At 51.4% G+C, this 14,018-nt stretch carries 15 protein-coding genes, 1 pseudogene and 1 riboswitch; of the genes and pseudogenes, 8 read left to right on the top strand and 8 right to left on the bottom strand.

All coding sequences use genetic code 11. The annotated features are described in order from the left end of the window. The first annotated feature begins 93 nt into the window (after positions 1–93). Positions 94–885, top strand: a complete 792-nt coding sequence (gene kdgR / locus DK872_RS21155) for a DNA-binding transcriptional regulator KdgR (RefSeq protein ID WP_007371628.1) — start codon at positions 94–96, stop codon at positions 883–885. A gap of 48 nt (positions 886–933) precedes the next feature. Here the strand turns inward: kdgR and DK872_RS21150 are convergent, their stop codons facing one another. Then, positions 934–1,173, bottom strand: a complete 240-nt coding sequence (locus tag DK872_RS21150; RefSeq protein ID WP_071920961.1) for a YobH family protein — start codon at positions 1,171–1,173, stop codon at positions 934–936. Between the two features lie 161 nt (positions 1,174–1,334). On the opposite strand from DK872_RS21150, the gene mgrB reads away from it, so the two are divergent. The 6 genes and pseudogenes from mgrB (at position 1,335) to rlmA (ending at position 4,682) form a co-directional block, all read left to right on the top strand. After that, entirely contained in the window at positions 1,335–1,478 is a 144-nt protein-coding gene (gene mgrB, locus DK872_RS21145; RefSeq protein ID WP_007371630.1) for a PhoP/PhoQ regulator MgrB, read from the top strand. Positions 1,479–1,551: 73 nt separating this feature from the next. Beyond that, entirely contained in the window at positions 1,552–1,842 is a 291-nt protein-coding gene (locus tag DK872_RS21140) for a YebO family protein (protein WP_035887465.1), read from the top strand. Positions 1,843–1,859: 17 nt separating this feature from the next. Further along, entirely contained in the window at positions 1,860–2,849 is a 990-nt protein-coding gene (locus DK872_RS21135; RefSeq protein ID WP_071920960.1) for an MBL fold metallo-hydrolase, read from the top strand. Between the two features lie 512 nt (positions 2,850–3,361). Next, positions 3,362–3,503, top strand: a pseudogene (locus tag DK872_RS21130) (DUF2627 domain-containing protein). Positions 3,504–3,515: 12 nt separating this feature from the next. After that, the gene (gene cspE, locus DK872_RS21125) at positions 3,516–3,725 is read left to right on the top strand and encodes a transcription antiterminator/RNA stability regulator CspE (RefSeq protein ID WP_001062678.1); all 210 of its coding nucleotides are present in this window, start codon (positions 3,516–3,518) and stop codon (positions 3,723–3,725) included. 141 nt (positions 3,726–3,866) lie between these two features. After that, positions 3,867–4,682, top strand: coding sequence for a 23S rRNA (guanine(745)-N(1))-methyltransferase (rlmA, locus tag DK872_RS21120; protein WP_007371633.1), 816 nt, complete (start codon positions 3,867–3,869; stop codon positions 4,680–4,682). Here the strand turns inward: rlmA and mntP are convergent. From mntP to manX, 5 genes are all read right to left on the bottom strand, one after another. After that, positions 4,679–5,245, bottom strand: coding sequence for a manganese efflux pump MntP (mntP, locus tag DK872_RS21115; RefSeq protein WP_007371634.1), 567 nt, complete (start codon positions 5,243–5,245; stop codon positions 4,679–4,681). The two genes, rlmA and mntP, sit on opposite strands and share 4 nt — an antisense overlap. 79 nt (positions 5,246–5,324) lie before the next feature. Next, a riboswitch (yybP-ykoY riboswitch) is annotated at positions 5,325–5,427 on the bottom strand. 196 nt (positions 5,428–5,623) lie between these two features. Next, positions 5,624–6,082: a DUF986 family protein gene (locus DK872_RS21110; RefSeq protein ID WP_161518793.1), complete on the bottom strand. Its 459-nt coding sequence runs from the start codon at positions 6,080–6,082 to the stop codon at positions 5,624–5,626. Between the two features lie 56 nt (positions 6,083–6,138). Continuing rightward, positions 6,139–6,990: a PTS mannose transporter subunit IID gene (locus tag DK872_RS21105; protein ID WP_007371636.1), complete on the bottom strand. Its 852-nt coding sequence runs from the start codon at positions 6,988–6,990 to the stop codon at positions 6,139–6,141. 12 nt (positions 6,991–7,002) lie between these two features. Continuing rightward, positions 7,003–7,803, bottom strand: coding sequence for a PTS mannose/fructose/sorbose transporter subunit IIC (locus DK872_RS21100; protein ID WP_007371637.1), 801 nt, complete (start codon positions 7,801–7,803; stop codon positions 7,003–7,005). A gap of 63 nt (positions 7,804–7,866) precedes the next feature. Continuing rightward, a complete protein-coding gene (gene manX / locus DK872_RS21095) occupies positions 7,867–8,835 on the bottom strand; it encodes a PTS mannose transporter subunit IIAB (protein WP_007371638.1) in 969 nt (322 codons plus the stop codon). Between the two features lie 458 nt (positions 8,836–9,293). Between manX and yoaE the strand changes: the two genes are divergently transcribed. After that, positions 9,294–10,853, top strand: a complete 1,560-nt coding sequence (gene yoaE / locus DK872_RS21090; RefSeq protein ID WP_035887453.1) for a CNNM family cation transport protein YoaE — start codon at positions 9,294–9,296, stop codon at positions 10,851–10,853. Positions 10,854–10,856: 3 nt separating this feature from the next. Here the strand turns inward: yoaE and DK872_RS21085 are convergent, their stop codons facing one another. Beyond that, positions 10,857–12,455: an EAL domain-containing protein gene (locus tag DK872_RS21085; RefSeq protein WP_161518792.1), complete on the bottom strand. Its 1,599-nt coding sequence runs from the start codon at positions 12,453–12,455 to the stop codon at positions 10,857–10,859. Between the two features lie 155 nt (positions 12,456–12,610). Next, positions 12,611–13,975: an L-serine ammonia-lyase gene (sdaA, locus tag DK872_RS21080; protein WP_161518791.1), complete on the bottom strand. Its 1,365-nt coding sequence runs from the start codon at positions 13,973–13,975 to the stop codon at positions 12,611–12,613. Between the last annotated feature and the right edge of the window lie 43 nt (positions 13,976–14,018).

Genomic DNA, 14,018 nt, shown 5'->3' with positions numbered 1-14,018 from the left:
GAAGTTGACAAACGTGCATTGCGGCGACTGAGCGACGAATTTATAATAAAAACCGATTCTGAATTTTATAAAACACACGCGATGAGGTGATTAATGGCTATCGCAGATTTGGACAAGCAGCCAGATTCTGTCTCTTCAGTATTGAAGGTATTTGGCATTCTGCAGGCGCTCGGCGAAGAGCGTGAAATCGGCATCACCGAGCTGTCGCAGCGTGTCATGATGTCGAAAAGCACCGTCTATCGCTTTTTGCAAACAATGAAATCATTAGGCTATGTTGCGCAGGAAGGGGAATCTGAAAAATATTCCCTGACGCTTAAGCTGTTCGAGCTTGGCGCACGTGCTTTGCAAAACGTGGATCTGATCCGCAGTGCGGATATCCAGATGCGTGAGCTCTCTCGTCTGACGAAAGAGACCATCCACCTCGGCGCACTTGATGAGGACAGCATTGTTTACATCCATAAAATTGATTCGATGTATAACTTGCGCATGTACTCTCGCATTGGTCGCCGCAACCCGCTGTACAGTACCGCTATCGGTAAAGTGCTGCTGGCATGGCGCGATCGTGAAGAGGTTAAGCAGATCCTTGAAGGGGTTGAATATAAGCGCAGCACCGATCGTACGATTACCAGCACCGAAGATCTCCTGCCGATGCTGGATGTTGTGCGTGAACAAGGCTACGGCGAAGATAATGAGGAACAGGAAGAAGGCCTGCGCTGCATTGGCGTACCGGTTTTCGACCGTTTTGGCGTGGTTATTGCCGGTCTGAGTATCTCTTTCCCGACGCTGCGTTTCTCTGAAGAGCGCCTGCATGAATATGTGGCCATGCTTCATCAGGCTGCACGCAAAATTTCAGAACAGATGGGTTATAACCAGTATCCGTTCTGACAAACGAAAGAAAAAAACCGCCGACATGGCGGTTTTTTTGTCCCGATGCTAGCCGTTGTCGATAACGGTGTCGCTTTTACGTATCAGAGGGCAATTTGCCAGCCCGAAAAAACCCTTGTCTGAATGTACATATTGTGCGGTACTGGTGCCACGCGCTGTTACATATTTACATTGTAATCCCAGCCCACCAGCATTTTCGTGACTGCTAATCAGCACACCATAACCGCTCAGCAGAAGCCCAATCCACAGCAGCGCAACAACGATAACGGCGCGAATAAGTGTTCGCATATCAGCTCCTTGCTTCACACTAAATCATATCTTAAAGCTACCTGATTCACTGACTGAAACAAGTCATGCATTCCGAAAAATCGCGAATAGAGATACAGTTAGTCGCGGTTTAATGTTGCCATGCTAACCTGGTTACACCTGACAATGTACTGGAGAGTGGAGTGAGAAAATATAAGTGGCTGATCCTGATTGTCGTGCTGGTAGGCTGCCTGCTGCTCTGGACTCAAATGCTTAACGTGATGTGCGATCAGGATGTACAATTTTTCAGCGGCATCTGCATCGTCAACAAATTCATCCCCTGGTAATGGTAATTTCTCAGTGAATGATTTCCTTCCTTGACGCCAGTGGTAAAATGTCGCGTCAACATGAGGTGGTGAAATGAACGAAGTCATAAATTCGGGCGCGCTTAATATTGCGTCTATTGTTGTTTCTTTGGTGGTTCTGCTGGTCGGGCTGGTTCTTTGGTTCTTTATCAATCGCGCCAGCTCGCGTACAAATGAGCAGATTGAGCTGCTTGAAGCGCTGCTGGATCAGCAAAAACGGCAAAATGCATTGTTGCGCCGTTTGTGTGAATCTAACGAGCCCGAAAAAGAACCGCAAACTGCGCCTGCCAAAGAGCAGGAAAAAGAAGAGGATGAGGATTTCATCCGTCTGGTGGCTGAACGCTAACGACGCAGGAGGATGAGATGGTCTGGAAAAACCCCTGGTATAATCCTGCACTTTCTCATCACTCCCCTGATGGGTTCATCAATACGACGCCTGTCGAACATCAACCCGGTGACGTTAAGCGCTGGCGCAATGAGCGCAAGGCCGCTGGGCTTCCCCGTCCTCCCGCTGATGGCTATGCCCGTTTTATCGAGCAGTGGTGGCAAAAAGTGGAAATCACTGGCGACAGCGACGGTTTGTGGTGGCTGGGTCATGCCAGTATTTTGTTACGCCTTCAGGGGCAATACCTTCTGACCGATCCTGTCTTCTCCCACCGTGCTTCTCCTGTCCGTTTTGCCGGCCCGCAGCGGCGTACACCGCTTGCGCTTGCCATTGAAGATGTTCCACAACTGGATGCGATCCTGATTTCCCATAATCATTATGATCATCTGGATACGTGGACGCTGCGCGCGCTTTTGCGCCGTTTCCCTGACGTGCAGTTCTTCGTCCCGCTTGGGTTGGCAGTGCTGATCCGCCGCCTGGGCGCAAAACACGTAACGGAACTGGACTGGTGGCAAAGTGTGACATTTCAGGGAATGGTCTATACGGCAGTGCCTGCACAACATTGGAGCATGCGAACACTATGGGACCGCAACCGTTCATTATGGTGCGGTTGGGTGGTTGAATCAGCAAAAGGGCGGTTCTGGTTTGCAGGTGATACGGGATACACTCCGGAGTTGCTCACTATTCCACAGCGTTTAGGTGCGCTGGATGTCGTCGCATTACCGGTAGGCGCTTATGCGCCGCGCTGGTTTATGTCGATTAACCATATGGATCCGCAAAGTGCTGTCGCGCTATGGCAACAATTGGGCAGTCCGCTGGCATTTCCAGTCCATTGGGGCGTGTTTGAACTGGCTGATGAATCCCTGGATCAACCGGTAAAGGAATTGCAGCTGTCATTAAGCGAAGCGGCAACGGATAATGATAACTTTAGAATCCTGAAAATCGGTCAGTATTTATCCCTCGGTTAATACACCCGCTTCGTTCCAAAAGTATTGTGTTTTTTAAATGACATTGTTTTATTTTTATCGAAACGTTTTTATTGCCTTTTTATGAGGCAATGTCATCATAAATTCATTATTTTGGTGCAGGGCAAAGCTTATTTGCACAACAACTATCCAGAGTAAACCAGGTAAATAGTTTCCTCTGTTGTCTTAATAGTTTAAGAATCGTCCTGGACGATAAAAAAAGCATAACTATGCGTAAAAAGTTCTTATGATATACGCTATATGCATAGACATATTGTGGCTTGTTTGAGCTCATGGAACCTGTTGAGCAATGGTGAAAAATCAGCTATTGTCGATGCATGAGGATAAGGGCCTGGTGACTGCTATAGCGTTCATCGTAATGCATAAAAGTGCAGAAGAAGCTTTGATAACCTTAGAATTTGTGCGGCGGATCCAGACATGTTTAAAAATGGCTTGCCATAATTTACATATTGTGTGATAACACGTTTTGGGTCAATCGAGGTACAGTTCTGTTTATGTGTGGCATTTTCAGTAAAGAAGTCCTGAGTAAACACGTTTCGTTGAATACAGCTTCTCTGCCGAACCTTATATTAGTGCCTCAAGCAGTAATGTCTCAGTTTTCTCAGTCAATGCCTGCGGGCGAAGTATATACATTAAGGAATTTTGCAAATGGCAAAGATTAAAGGTCAAGTTAAGTGGTTCAACGAGTCTAAAGGTTTTGGTTTCATTACTCCGGCAGACGGCAGCAAAGATGTATTCGTACACTTCTCTGCAATCCAGGGTAACGGCTTCAAAACTCTGGCTGAAGGCCAGAACGTTGAGTTTGAAATTCAGGACGGTCAGAAAGGCCCGGCTGCAGTTAACGTAACTGCTATCTGATTTCGACACCTCTGAGCTTGTACGCGCTTCGCGCGTTAAAGTCAGCCATAAAGCCTCGCACTTGTGCGGGGCTTTTTAATTTCCTCGTGCGACAAATGGCGGTACACTTTCGCCCTTTGAGAAATACCCTCCGGAGTTTTTATGCCTTTCAGTTGCCCGCTCTGTCACTCGCCTTTACAGCGTCGCGAGAGTGCCTTCGTTTGTCCGCAGCGTCATCAGTTCGATCTGGCGAAAGAAGGTTATGTGAATCTGTTGCCGGTACAGCATAAACGTTCCCGCGATCCCGGCGATAGCGCAGAGATGATGCAGGCGCGTCGTGCATTCCTGGATGAGGGGCACTATCAGCCGCTGCGGGATGCCATCGGCGTTCTGTTACAGGCCAGATTGCCAGAGCAGGCCGACGCGATACTGGATATTGGCTGCGGGGAAGGGTATTACACTCAGGCCTTTGCTGCGATAGCCAGACACCACGGCGCAAAAACGTTTGGGCTGGATGTCTCCAGGGCCGCGATCCGCGCGGCGGCAAAACGCTATCCGCAGGTTATGTTTTGTGTGGCTTCCAGCCATCGTCTGCCGTTTGAAGATAAGAGCATAGACGCTCTGGTTCGCATCTATGCTCCCTGTAAAGCGGAAGAACTGGTGCGTGTAATCAAGCCCGGTGGTGTTGTTATTACTGCTGCTCCTGGGCCTCGTCATTTGCTGGAACTGAAAGGGTTAATCTACGACGAAGTAAAACTACATGCTGAAAACGCGGGAGCAATGGAAGGGTTTAAAGTAGTAGAAACTCGCGCGCTGGCTTATGAGATGAGCCTTACCGGTCAGGAAGCGGTGGCTTTGCTACAGATGACGCCATTTGCATGGCGGGCGAAGCCGGAAGTATGGGAAAAATTAGCGGCAACGGAATGCTTCCGCTGCCAGACGGATTTCAGTATTCACTGCTTACAGCGGGAAGATTAACCGGCGAAGTGGCTCCACAGGATCTGTGTACCAATGCCAATCAGCACAATACCGCCAAGAATTTCGGCCCGTTTGCCCAGCAGTGGGCCGATAAAACGACCAACCATCATCCCGAGCGTCGACATAATCAGCGTTGCACAACCAATCGCCAGCGCGGTGGCGATAATATTAACCTGCAGGAAAGCCAGACCGACGCCCACAGCCATTGCGTCCAGACTGGTGGCAATGGCTGTCGTGACCAGCAGCCAGAAACCATGACGATGCGGCGTTTCCACTTCGCAACCGTCATCGCCGCGCACGCCTTCAATAATCATGCGCCCGCCAAGAAACACCAGCAGCACAAACGCGACCCAGTGATTCCACTCCAGCACAAACTGGGTTGCCAGCATACCGAGGCCCCAGCCGATGAGCGGCGTCAGCGTTTCAATGGCGCCGAAAATAAGACCCGTGCGCAGAGCTTCAGAGAATTTAGGTTTATGCAGCGTCGCGCCTTTGCCGATGGAAGCAGCAAAAGCATCCATGGACATGCCAAAAGCGAGAAGAAGAGTGGCGGAGAGATTCATCGTGACGTCCTGACCGGGAATTCCATAAACACATCACTGCCCCCAGTAAACAGCAGTTAATGTGCCAATGGTCTCGCCTGACTGAAAAAGACTCAGTCCGTACGCGCCACGTTTTGCAACGAGTATGTTGACACGTACATTTCCGGATAAGCGGAAATCGGCTACTCCCCAACGACGGACGAACCTTAACATATTTTGAGAATATAAAACAACAACCGAAAAATATAATTCCGGTAACTAGTTGATAACGATTTGCATTTAGATTTATAGGTGAAAATAACGTTAATAAATATAAGTAAATTTTCACCTGAATATAGCAATGGCTATAAATTAGCTTATTTTTTATGCGGGTAAATATAGATTTTGCTATATCTTAACTTATTGAGTATTAACGATAACCTTATAGATTTTCTCAAGGTCGTCGATATTTCGCACGCGGATAAGCAAGCGTCGCTGTTCTAATTGCATGACCAACACACCATCTTCCGATAAATTCATCTCTTTAATACGGTTATATTCGATCCAGGCATTGGCAAAGAAAAAGCCGCACTCTTTAAAGATGATTTTCGGTGAGCGGATCCAAAAAAGATAAATACCGAGCAATGCCAGCACAGATAATAACCACAATGTTAAAGAGGAACCGCCATTAATCGTGTTGTTATAGATCAGGATCGCCAGCAAGCCGACGAAAATAGCGCCATCAGTGCGGCTTCTGCGTAGCAGGGGAACGGTCAGCAACGATGTGCCCTGACGACGTGGCATAACGAATTCGTCATAGATGGCGAAAGCAAACAGGGCGGCGACAAACGCCAGCAGAACGCTATCCGTAACGGTCATTGTTCCTCCTTAAATAAAAACCGGGGGCGGTAAGCCCCCGGTTAACACATACCCGGTTACAGGCCCAACAGGCCAATCGCGTAACCTACAATCCCGATGATAAAGAACCCGACGATAATCCACAGCGGGTTTACTTTCTTACGCAGCAGCCACATACAGGCGAAGGTTAACAGCAGAGGCACCAGACCCGGCATCAACTGGTCGAGAATGGTCTGTACAGTAGTCACCGTCGTTTTACCGGTCTGGTCGGTGATCTGCGATACAACCATTGGAATGTTAACGTGTGTCCACTTGTTCACCAGGGCGCCCATGACAAACAGGCCGAGGATTGACGCCCCCTCGGTCAGTTTCTGCAGGAAGCCGCCACCCATATCTTTAACGATGTCGATACCTTTACGGTAACCGTACGCCACGCCGTAATAGCGTGTCGCCAGGCGGACAATATTAAAGAGGACAAAAAACAGCAATGGCCCGAGCAGGCTGCCGCTCATGGCAATACCCGCGCCCAGTGCCGCAAATACCGGACGTACGGTTCCCCAGAAGATCGGGTCGCCCACACCGGCCAGCGGCCCCATCAGACCCACTTTAATACCGTTGATCGCACCATCGTCGATCTCCGCGCCGTTAGCACGCTGCTCTTCCATTGCCAGCGTAACGCCGAGTACCGGCGCGGCCACGTACGGATGGGTGTTGAAGAATTCGAGGTGGCGCTTAATTGCCTGGCGGCGCGCTTCGTTATTTTCAGGGTAAAGGCGTTTAATAGCCGGTACCATTGAGAAACAGAAGCCCAGCGCCTGCATACGTTCGAAGTTCCATGAACCCTGGAACAGGTTAGAACGAATGAACACACCACGAATGTCACTCTGGGTGAGTTTTTTCTCAGTCGGAGTTTTAGTCATATCAACCATGTCGTTCACCTGTTAATCCAGTTCGTTATCAAGATCGTTATTACCCGCCGCCGGAGCAGGGCCACCTGCGGAGCGGTTATATTTCGGGCTGAGCTGAATGTAGAGAATCGCCATTACCGCACCGATAACACCCAGCGCTACCAGGTTGAAGTTGGTAAAGGCGGCGGTTACAAAGCCGAGGTAGAAGAACGGCATCAGGTAGCCTGCACGCATCATGTTGATGACCATTGCATAACCTACAACCACAATCATGCCGCCGGCGATATTCAGACCGCTGGTCACTACTTCAGGAATGGCGTTCAGCATGCTTTGTACTTCACTGGTGCCGACAGAGATGGCGACAATTACCGCCGGAATGGCGATACGCATGGCTTGCAGGAACAGGGAAGAGACGTGGATCCACGAGAGCGCGGTCAGGTTGCCGCTTTCAGCCGCCTTATCCGCCGCATGCTGGAAGCCTACGGTGATGGTACGAACGATAATGGTCAACACCTGGCCCGCAGCGGCCAGCGGGATGGCCAGCGCGATACCGGCCCCGATGCTCTGATGCCCGCCAATGACCAGAATGGTTGAAATGATGGACGCCAGCGCGGCATCGGGGGCAACCGCGGCACCGATGTTCATCCAGCCCAGCGCGATCATTTCCAGGGTACCACCGATGATAATACCCGTTTTCATATCACCCAGGACGATACCCACCAGCGTACATGCCACCAACGGACGGTGGAACTGGAATTCGTCCAGTATCGACTCCATACCGGCGATACATGCAACCACGAACACCAGCACAATCTGAAGAGTGGTAATCTCCATTGTACTTCTCCTATAGCTAAATCAGACGTAAGTGTGAAAACTGAGTTAATCAGGCCGCCGCGGTTAGTTCGCCACTTTGCTGATCAAATCCATCATTTTCAGTTTCGGATCGTTTGAAACTTTACGGACTTCCAGTTCGATGCCGCGTTCGTTCAGTTTTTTAAATGCTGCGATATCTTTCTCATCGACCGAAACAGCGTTGTTCACCTGGGTTTTGCCCTGGCGATACGCCATACCGCCAATATTGACGCTGGTGATTTTCACACCGCCTTCAACAACGCGTTCCACATCGGTCGGGTTAGTGAATAACAACATGACGCGTTGACCCGCATATTTTGGGTTGTTGTAGACGCGCAGCATTTTTGCGACATCCACGACATGCGCAGTTACGCCGGGAGGGGCAACCTGGGTTAACAGGGTCTTACGTACGGTATCCGCTGCCACTTCATCACTGACGACGATAATGCGCGTGACGTTGGTCTCTTTGGTCCAGCGAGTTGCCACCTGGCCGTGGATCAGACGGTCATCGATGCGCGCAAGGCCGATAACCATGTAATCATTCGGACCCATTGGCTTCGCAGGCGCTGCTGCTTTTGCCGCCGCAGGAGCAGAAGCAGGAGTCGGTTTTTCAACAGGTTGCGCTTTCAGGGCTTTCACCCCCTCACGTCCTGTTTCGACGGCTAACGCCACCAGTTCGTCGAAGGTCGGGTTATCGTCCCTGGCCATCAGTGTTTCCACCAGCATCGGAACGTTTACGCCGGCAATGACTTCGTAATGCTCTTTATCGACGACAATACGGCTGGCAGCGTTAAACGGACTACCGCCCCATGTATCGACGAGAAATAGCACGCCTTTGCTGGTTTCCAGTTTCTCCAGTTGCGCGTTGTATTTTTCGATTAACGTTTCCGCATTTTCACCGGGAACGAAATCAATCCAACCGACGTTATCCTGCTCGCCCAGCAGCATTTCGGCGGTTTTCAGCAGTTGTTCCGCGGCCCAACCATGTGTGCCTATAACAATAGCAATGGTCACTTGCTACCTCCTTCTTCTTGTCGTTAACACACCGTTAATAGGTGTATTGTGGAATCTGTCCCGGTAAACCGAATCGATTCAGATATAAGGGTTAAAGCAAAAGACTAATTTCCGTCGTGAATTATTTTAGATAGTGAAAAAATAATTTATGTGATGAAGATCCGTAATTTAGGTTTCGCGTTGATGAAATTTCGGAGCGCAAAATATCCACATAATTTGCAAAGTCTGGTAAATCTTTGCCAACAATAAATGCTCTCTGTTATGTTTACCGTTCGTTTAATTAGTCAGGAGTAAAGGGCCGTAGCCCACCGTATGGACCGTCACCGACGTCAGTTCACCTTAAGGCCTTTCAGTGCCGCGCATTCCGGCGTTTTCCGCCACTTTCCTAATATGTTCAATGCCATCATGCCTGTGCATACTCGCACATCATTGAGTCACGTTTGTTGCAGGAGCCTGTCATGGAATTCTTAATGGATCCCTCGATATGGGCGGGATTGTTAACGCTGGTTGTTCTGGAAATCGTACTGGGTATTGATAACCTGGTGTTTATTGCCATCCTTGCCGACAAACTACCGCCCAAACAGCGTGATAAAGCACGCCTGCTCGGTTTGTCGCTCGCGCTGGTAATGCGCCTTGGCCTGTTGTCGCTGATCTCATGGATGGTGACCCTGACCCAACCGCTTTTCTCGGTGGGCAGTTTCAACTTCTCCGGCCGCGATTTGATCATGCTTTTTGGTGGTGTGTTCCTGCTGTTCAAAGCTACAACGGAGCTGCATGAACGGCTGGAAAACCGCGAACATGATGGCGGGCACGGAAAAGGCTATGCCAGTTTCTGGGTGGTGGTCCTGCAAATTGTTATTCTTGATGCCGTTTTCTCGCTGGATGCTGTTATCACCGCTGTTGGTATGGTGAATCATTTGCCGGTTATGATGGCGGCGGTTATTATCGCGATGGCGGTGATGCTGCTGGCATCGAAACCGCTAACGCGTTTTGTTAACCAACATCCGACGGTCGTCGTGCTCTGTCTGAGCTTCTTGCTGATGATCGGCCTGAGTCTGGTGGCCGAAGGCTTTGGTTTTCATATTCCGAAAGGCTATTTGTACGCCGCGATTGGTTTCTCCATCATCATTGAGTTTTTCAACCAGGTTGCCCGACGTAACTTTATTCGCCATCAGTCGAATTTACCGCTGCGTGCGCGTACAGCCGATGCCATTTTGCGTCTGATGGGCGGTCGTCGCCAGGCAAGCCCGCAAATCGAAACCGATAGCCAGGCCACGGTGCCGGTGCCGGAAGGCGCATTTGCTGAAGAAGAACGTTATATGATAAACGGCGTGTTGACGCTGGCGTCCCGTTCGCTGCGCAGTATCATGACGCCGCGTGGTGATATCAGTTGGGTGGATGCCAACCTGAGTGTTGATCAGATCCGTCAGCAACTGCTCTCGTCACCGCACAGCCTGTTCCCGGTATGTCGTGGCGAGCTGGATGAAGTCATCGGTATTGTTCGCGCGAAAGAGATGCTGGTGGCGCTGGAAGAGGGGGCTGATGTCGCCGCTATCGCTGCGGCCAGCCCGGCAATTGTGGTGCCGGAAACGTTGGATCCTATCAAACTGCTGGCGGTGTTGCGCCGGGCGCGCGGCAGCTTTGTGATTGTAACGAACGAGTTTGGTATGGTGCAGGGGCTGGTCACGCCGCTGGACGTGCTGGAAGCGATTGCCGGTGAGTTCCCTGATGCGGATGAAACGCCGGAAATCGTGGCTGATGGCGACGGCTGGTTGGTGAAAGGTACCACGGATTTGCATGCGTTACAGCATACGCTCGGCATTGATAACCTGGTCAATGACGACGAGGATGTTGCGACAGTGGCCGGTCTGGTTATCTCCGCCAAAGGGCAAATCCCACCGGCGGGCGAAGTGCTGGAAATCGCGCCGTTACACATTACCGTCGTCGAAGCCAACGACTATCGTGTGGATCTGGTACGCATTGTTAAAGAGCAGCCAGAACACGACGAAGAGGAGTGATCCTCAGCCCGGCGTGAAAGGCAAAGCATGACCGTTTTGCCGCGTTGATGGGGTCTCCCTGTGCCCCGCCAGCCACGCCGGGAATGCCTTGATGGGCATTGGCTCGGCGTAGAGAAAACCCTGCAAGGTATTTACCCCCCGCTGCCGCAGATGCTGCGCCTGTAGCGGGGTTTCAACCCCTTCGGCCACCAGTTCAATATTCAGTCTCTGCCCTAACGCGATGATCATATCGGTGACCATCGAATTAATGGCATCGGTACCGATGGTTTTGGTGAAGGATTTATCAATTTTCAGCACGTCGGGATGCAACTGTTCCAGCCAGGCCAACGAGCTGTTGCCAGTGCCAAAATCATCTATCGCAATTTTTACCCCCCGGCGCCGAAGATCCTGCACCATTCGGGAATCCATTTCGAACAAAACATCGCGTTCCGTTAGTTCGATAATTAATTGCTGCATCGGATGGTGATTAAACCAGAGCTGATTTAAGTCCCGCAGCAATTCGCCGTTGCGTAAATGGCTCGGTGCCGCGTTAATACCAATATGGAAATGGACATCGTCGGGGAAAAAATGCAGTTGCTGTTGAATCTCTATCAGTACGTAGCGTGTCAGCGGCGCGATCAGGTTATGTTCTTCCGCTATCGAAATAAACACTTCCGGCGAGATCCAACCCTGGCGCGGGTTATGCCAGCGCAGCAAGATCTCTACGCCATCACACTCTAATGTGCGCGCTTTCAGCAACGGCTGACAGAACAGCTCAAATTCGCGTCCGGCAATCCCCAGGTTGATCTCGCGGGAAAAACTCATGCGGCTGGCGGTCGCAAACCAGGCGATAAAGCCGGTCAGCAGACTCATCATCAGCGCCAGCGGCAGTTGCGACGGCAGATGCAATAATGCGAGTTTCGCCGCGCCCGGACCGCTCACGCTGACGCTGAAAGGGAAATGCGTTGATACGCGCTGGTACGCTCTTTCATCTCCCAGCGGTGGTAAGGTGGTCATGATGCCTTTGCCATGCACCAGATGTTTGCCGCTTACGCTCAGCACAGCGTGCGTGATCAGCGGCGCCTGCGGTTCCAGAACTAAATCACTCAGCAGATCGATATTGACCGCTTCAATGACGCCATCCTGCCCGTCTTCAGAGGTGGGGTACCACATAATCAATACCGGGCGACCCTTCAGCAATGTCTGGTCTGTCGAGAGCATCAACAGGGGTTCCCGGGTGGGAAGGAACGGTTGCACCTGTTTTATTGGCACATCGCGGTAGCCAAAAATACTGGAACAATAAAGAATACCGTCTTGGATTAACGCAACAGCACGCACGGTTTGCAGGCTGGCCGCCTGTTTACGTAATTGCAAATGCACGCTGGCGCAGGGTTGACCAACCAATGGAATCAACGTATGGCTGCCCGCCGCCAGCGGCAGCAATAATTGATCAAACGTATTTACAGCATGTTGGGTAAACGCGGTTATACGTTGGTGATTTAAATTCCGCTCCGAAATAAAACGGAAAGCCAGGGTAAAAATAAGCGCGACAATAGCAACCGACACGGAGACAATAGCGCGCCGCCGTCGATATCGTTTAATGATCCGTTGAGCCGTTTGCATGCCATTGTCGCCTGTGAACTCCCCGACGTGAAATCCTTGCCAGGACACTGAAAGTGTAGTGGGGAATTAACGCAGCGACGACAAATCGGAGAAATATCATTCCGCTGGCGCAATAGCGCAAAAAAACGCCGCTCAGTTGAACGGCGCGGATTTATTTAATCACACTGTACTTTGATGGCCAGACCGCCGCGTGATGTCTCACGGTATTTGGCGTTCATATCCTTGCCGGTCTCGTACATCGTTTCTATCACCTTATCGAGGGAGACGCGCGGCGCGCTGGTGCGGCGCATCGCCATCCTGGAGGCGTTGATCGCTTTCACCGAGGCAATCGCGTTTCGCTCAATACAGGGAACCTGTACTTGCCCGGCTACCGGATCGCAGGTCAGACCAAGGTTATGCTCCATACCGATTTCCGCCGCCACGCAAACCTGCTCCGGGCTTGCGCCAAGTAGTTCAGCCAGACCCGCCGCTGCCATGGAACAGGCTACGCCAACTTCGCCCTGGCAACCGACTTCCGCCCCGGAAATGGAGGCGTTCATTTTATAGAGCGTGCCGATGGCACCGGCAGCCAGGAAGTAACGAATGTAGATATCCGGGCTGACGGATTCAATAAAGTGATCGTAATAGGCCAGCACGGCGGGCACGATACCGCAGGCGCCATTTGTTGGCGCAGTCACCACGCGGCCCCCGGCAGCGTTCTCTTCGTTCACCGCCAGCGCGAACATGTTCACCCAGTCGACCACGTTCATCGGATCGTGGGAGAGTTTATCGCTGGCGACCAGCAGACGGCGCAGCGCGGAAGCCCGGCGCGGTACGCGCAGCGGCCCAGGCAGTACGCCTTCGGTGTTCATGCCGCGATCGATACAGGCGCGCATGGTTGCCCAGACGTTACCGAAATAGTCTTCGATCTCTTTTTTCGAGTGCAGCGCCAGTTCGTTCTGCATCACCATGCCGGAGAGGGACAAGCCCGTCTCTTTGCAATACTCCAGCATCTGAGTGGCGGATTTGAAGGGCCAGGGCACATTGACGGCGCTGACCGTCTCCTGACCGAAATGCTCTTCATCGACGATAAAACCACCGCCAATGGAATAGTAGGTTTTGCTGTACACCACGTTATCGGCATTCCACGCTGAGATGCGCATACCGTTTTCATGCAGCGAGAGGTTATCACTGTGAAAACGCATTCCGTCATCCTGCGGGAAATCCACTTCGTGGCGGCCCTGCACCAGCAGCAGACGACCGCGAGTCTCTACGTCGCGGATAAACGTGGGGATAGCGTCGATATCGACGGTGGCAGGCTCATTACCTGCGAGACCCATAATGATGGCGATATCGGTATGGTGACCTTTCCCGGTGAGGGAAAGTGAGCCGTAGACGTCCACCGCAACGCGGGTAACGCTTTCCAGCAATCCTTTTTCGACCAGATCATCGACGAACTGCTTCCCGGCCTTCATTGGGCCAACAGTGTGGGAAGATGAGGGGCCAATCCCCACCTTAAACATGTCGAATATACTAATCACATTAACGCTCCTGACAGGGTTACCGGCGTTCCAGTAACGATGT

Source organism: Kosakonia sp. MH5, assembly GCF_009935945.1.
In the GTDB taxonomy this organism is placed as follows: domain Bacteria; phylum Pseudomonadota; class Gammaproteobacteria; order Enterobacterales; family Enterobacteriaceae; genus Kosakonia; species Kosakonia radicincitans.
The sequence above is the reverse complement of the archived record's forward strand: the minus strand, read 5'-3'. Positions and strand labels throughout refer to the sequence as shown.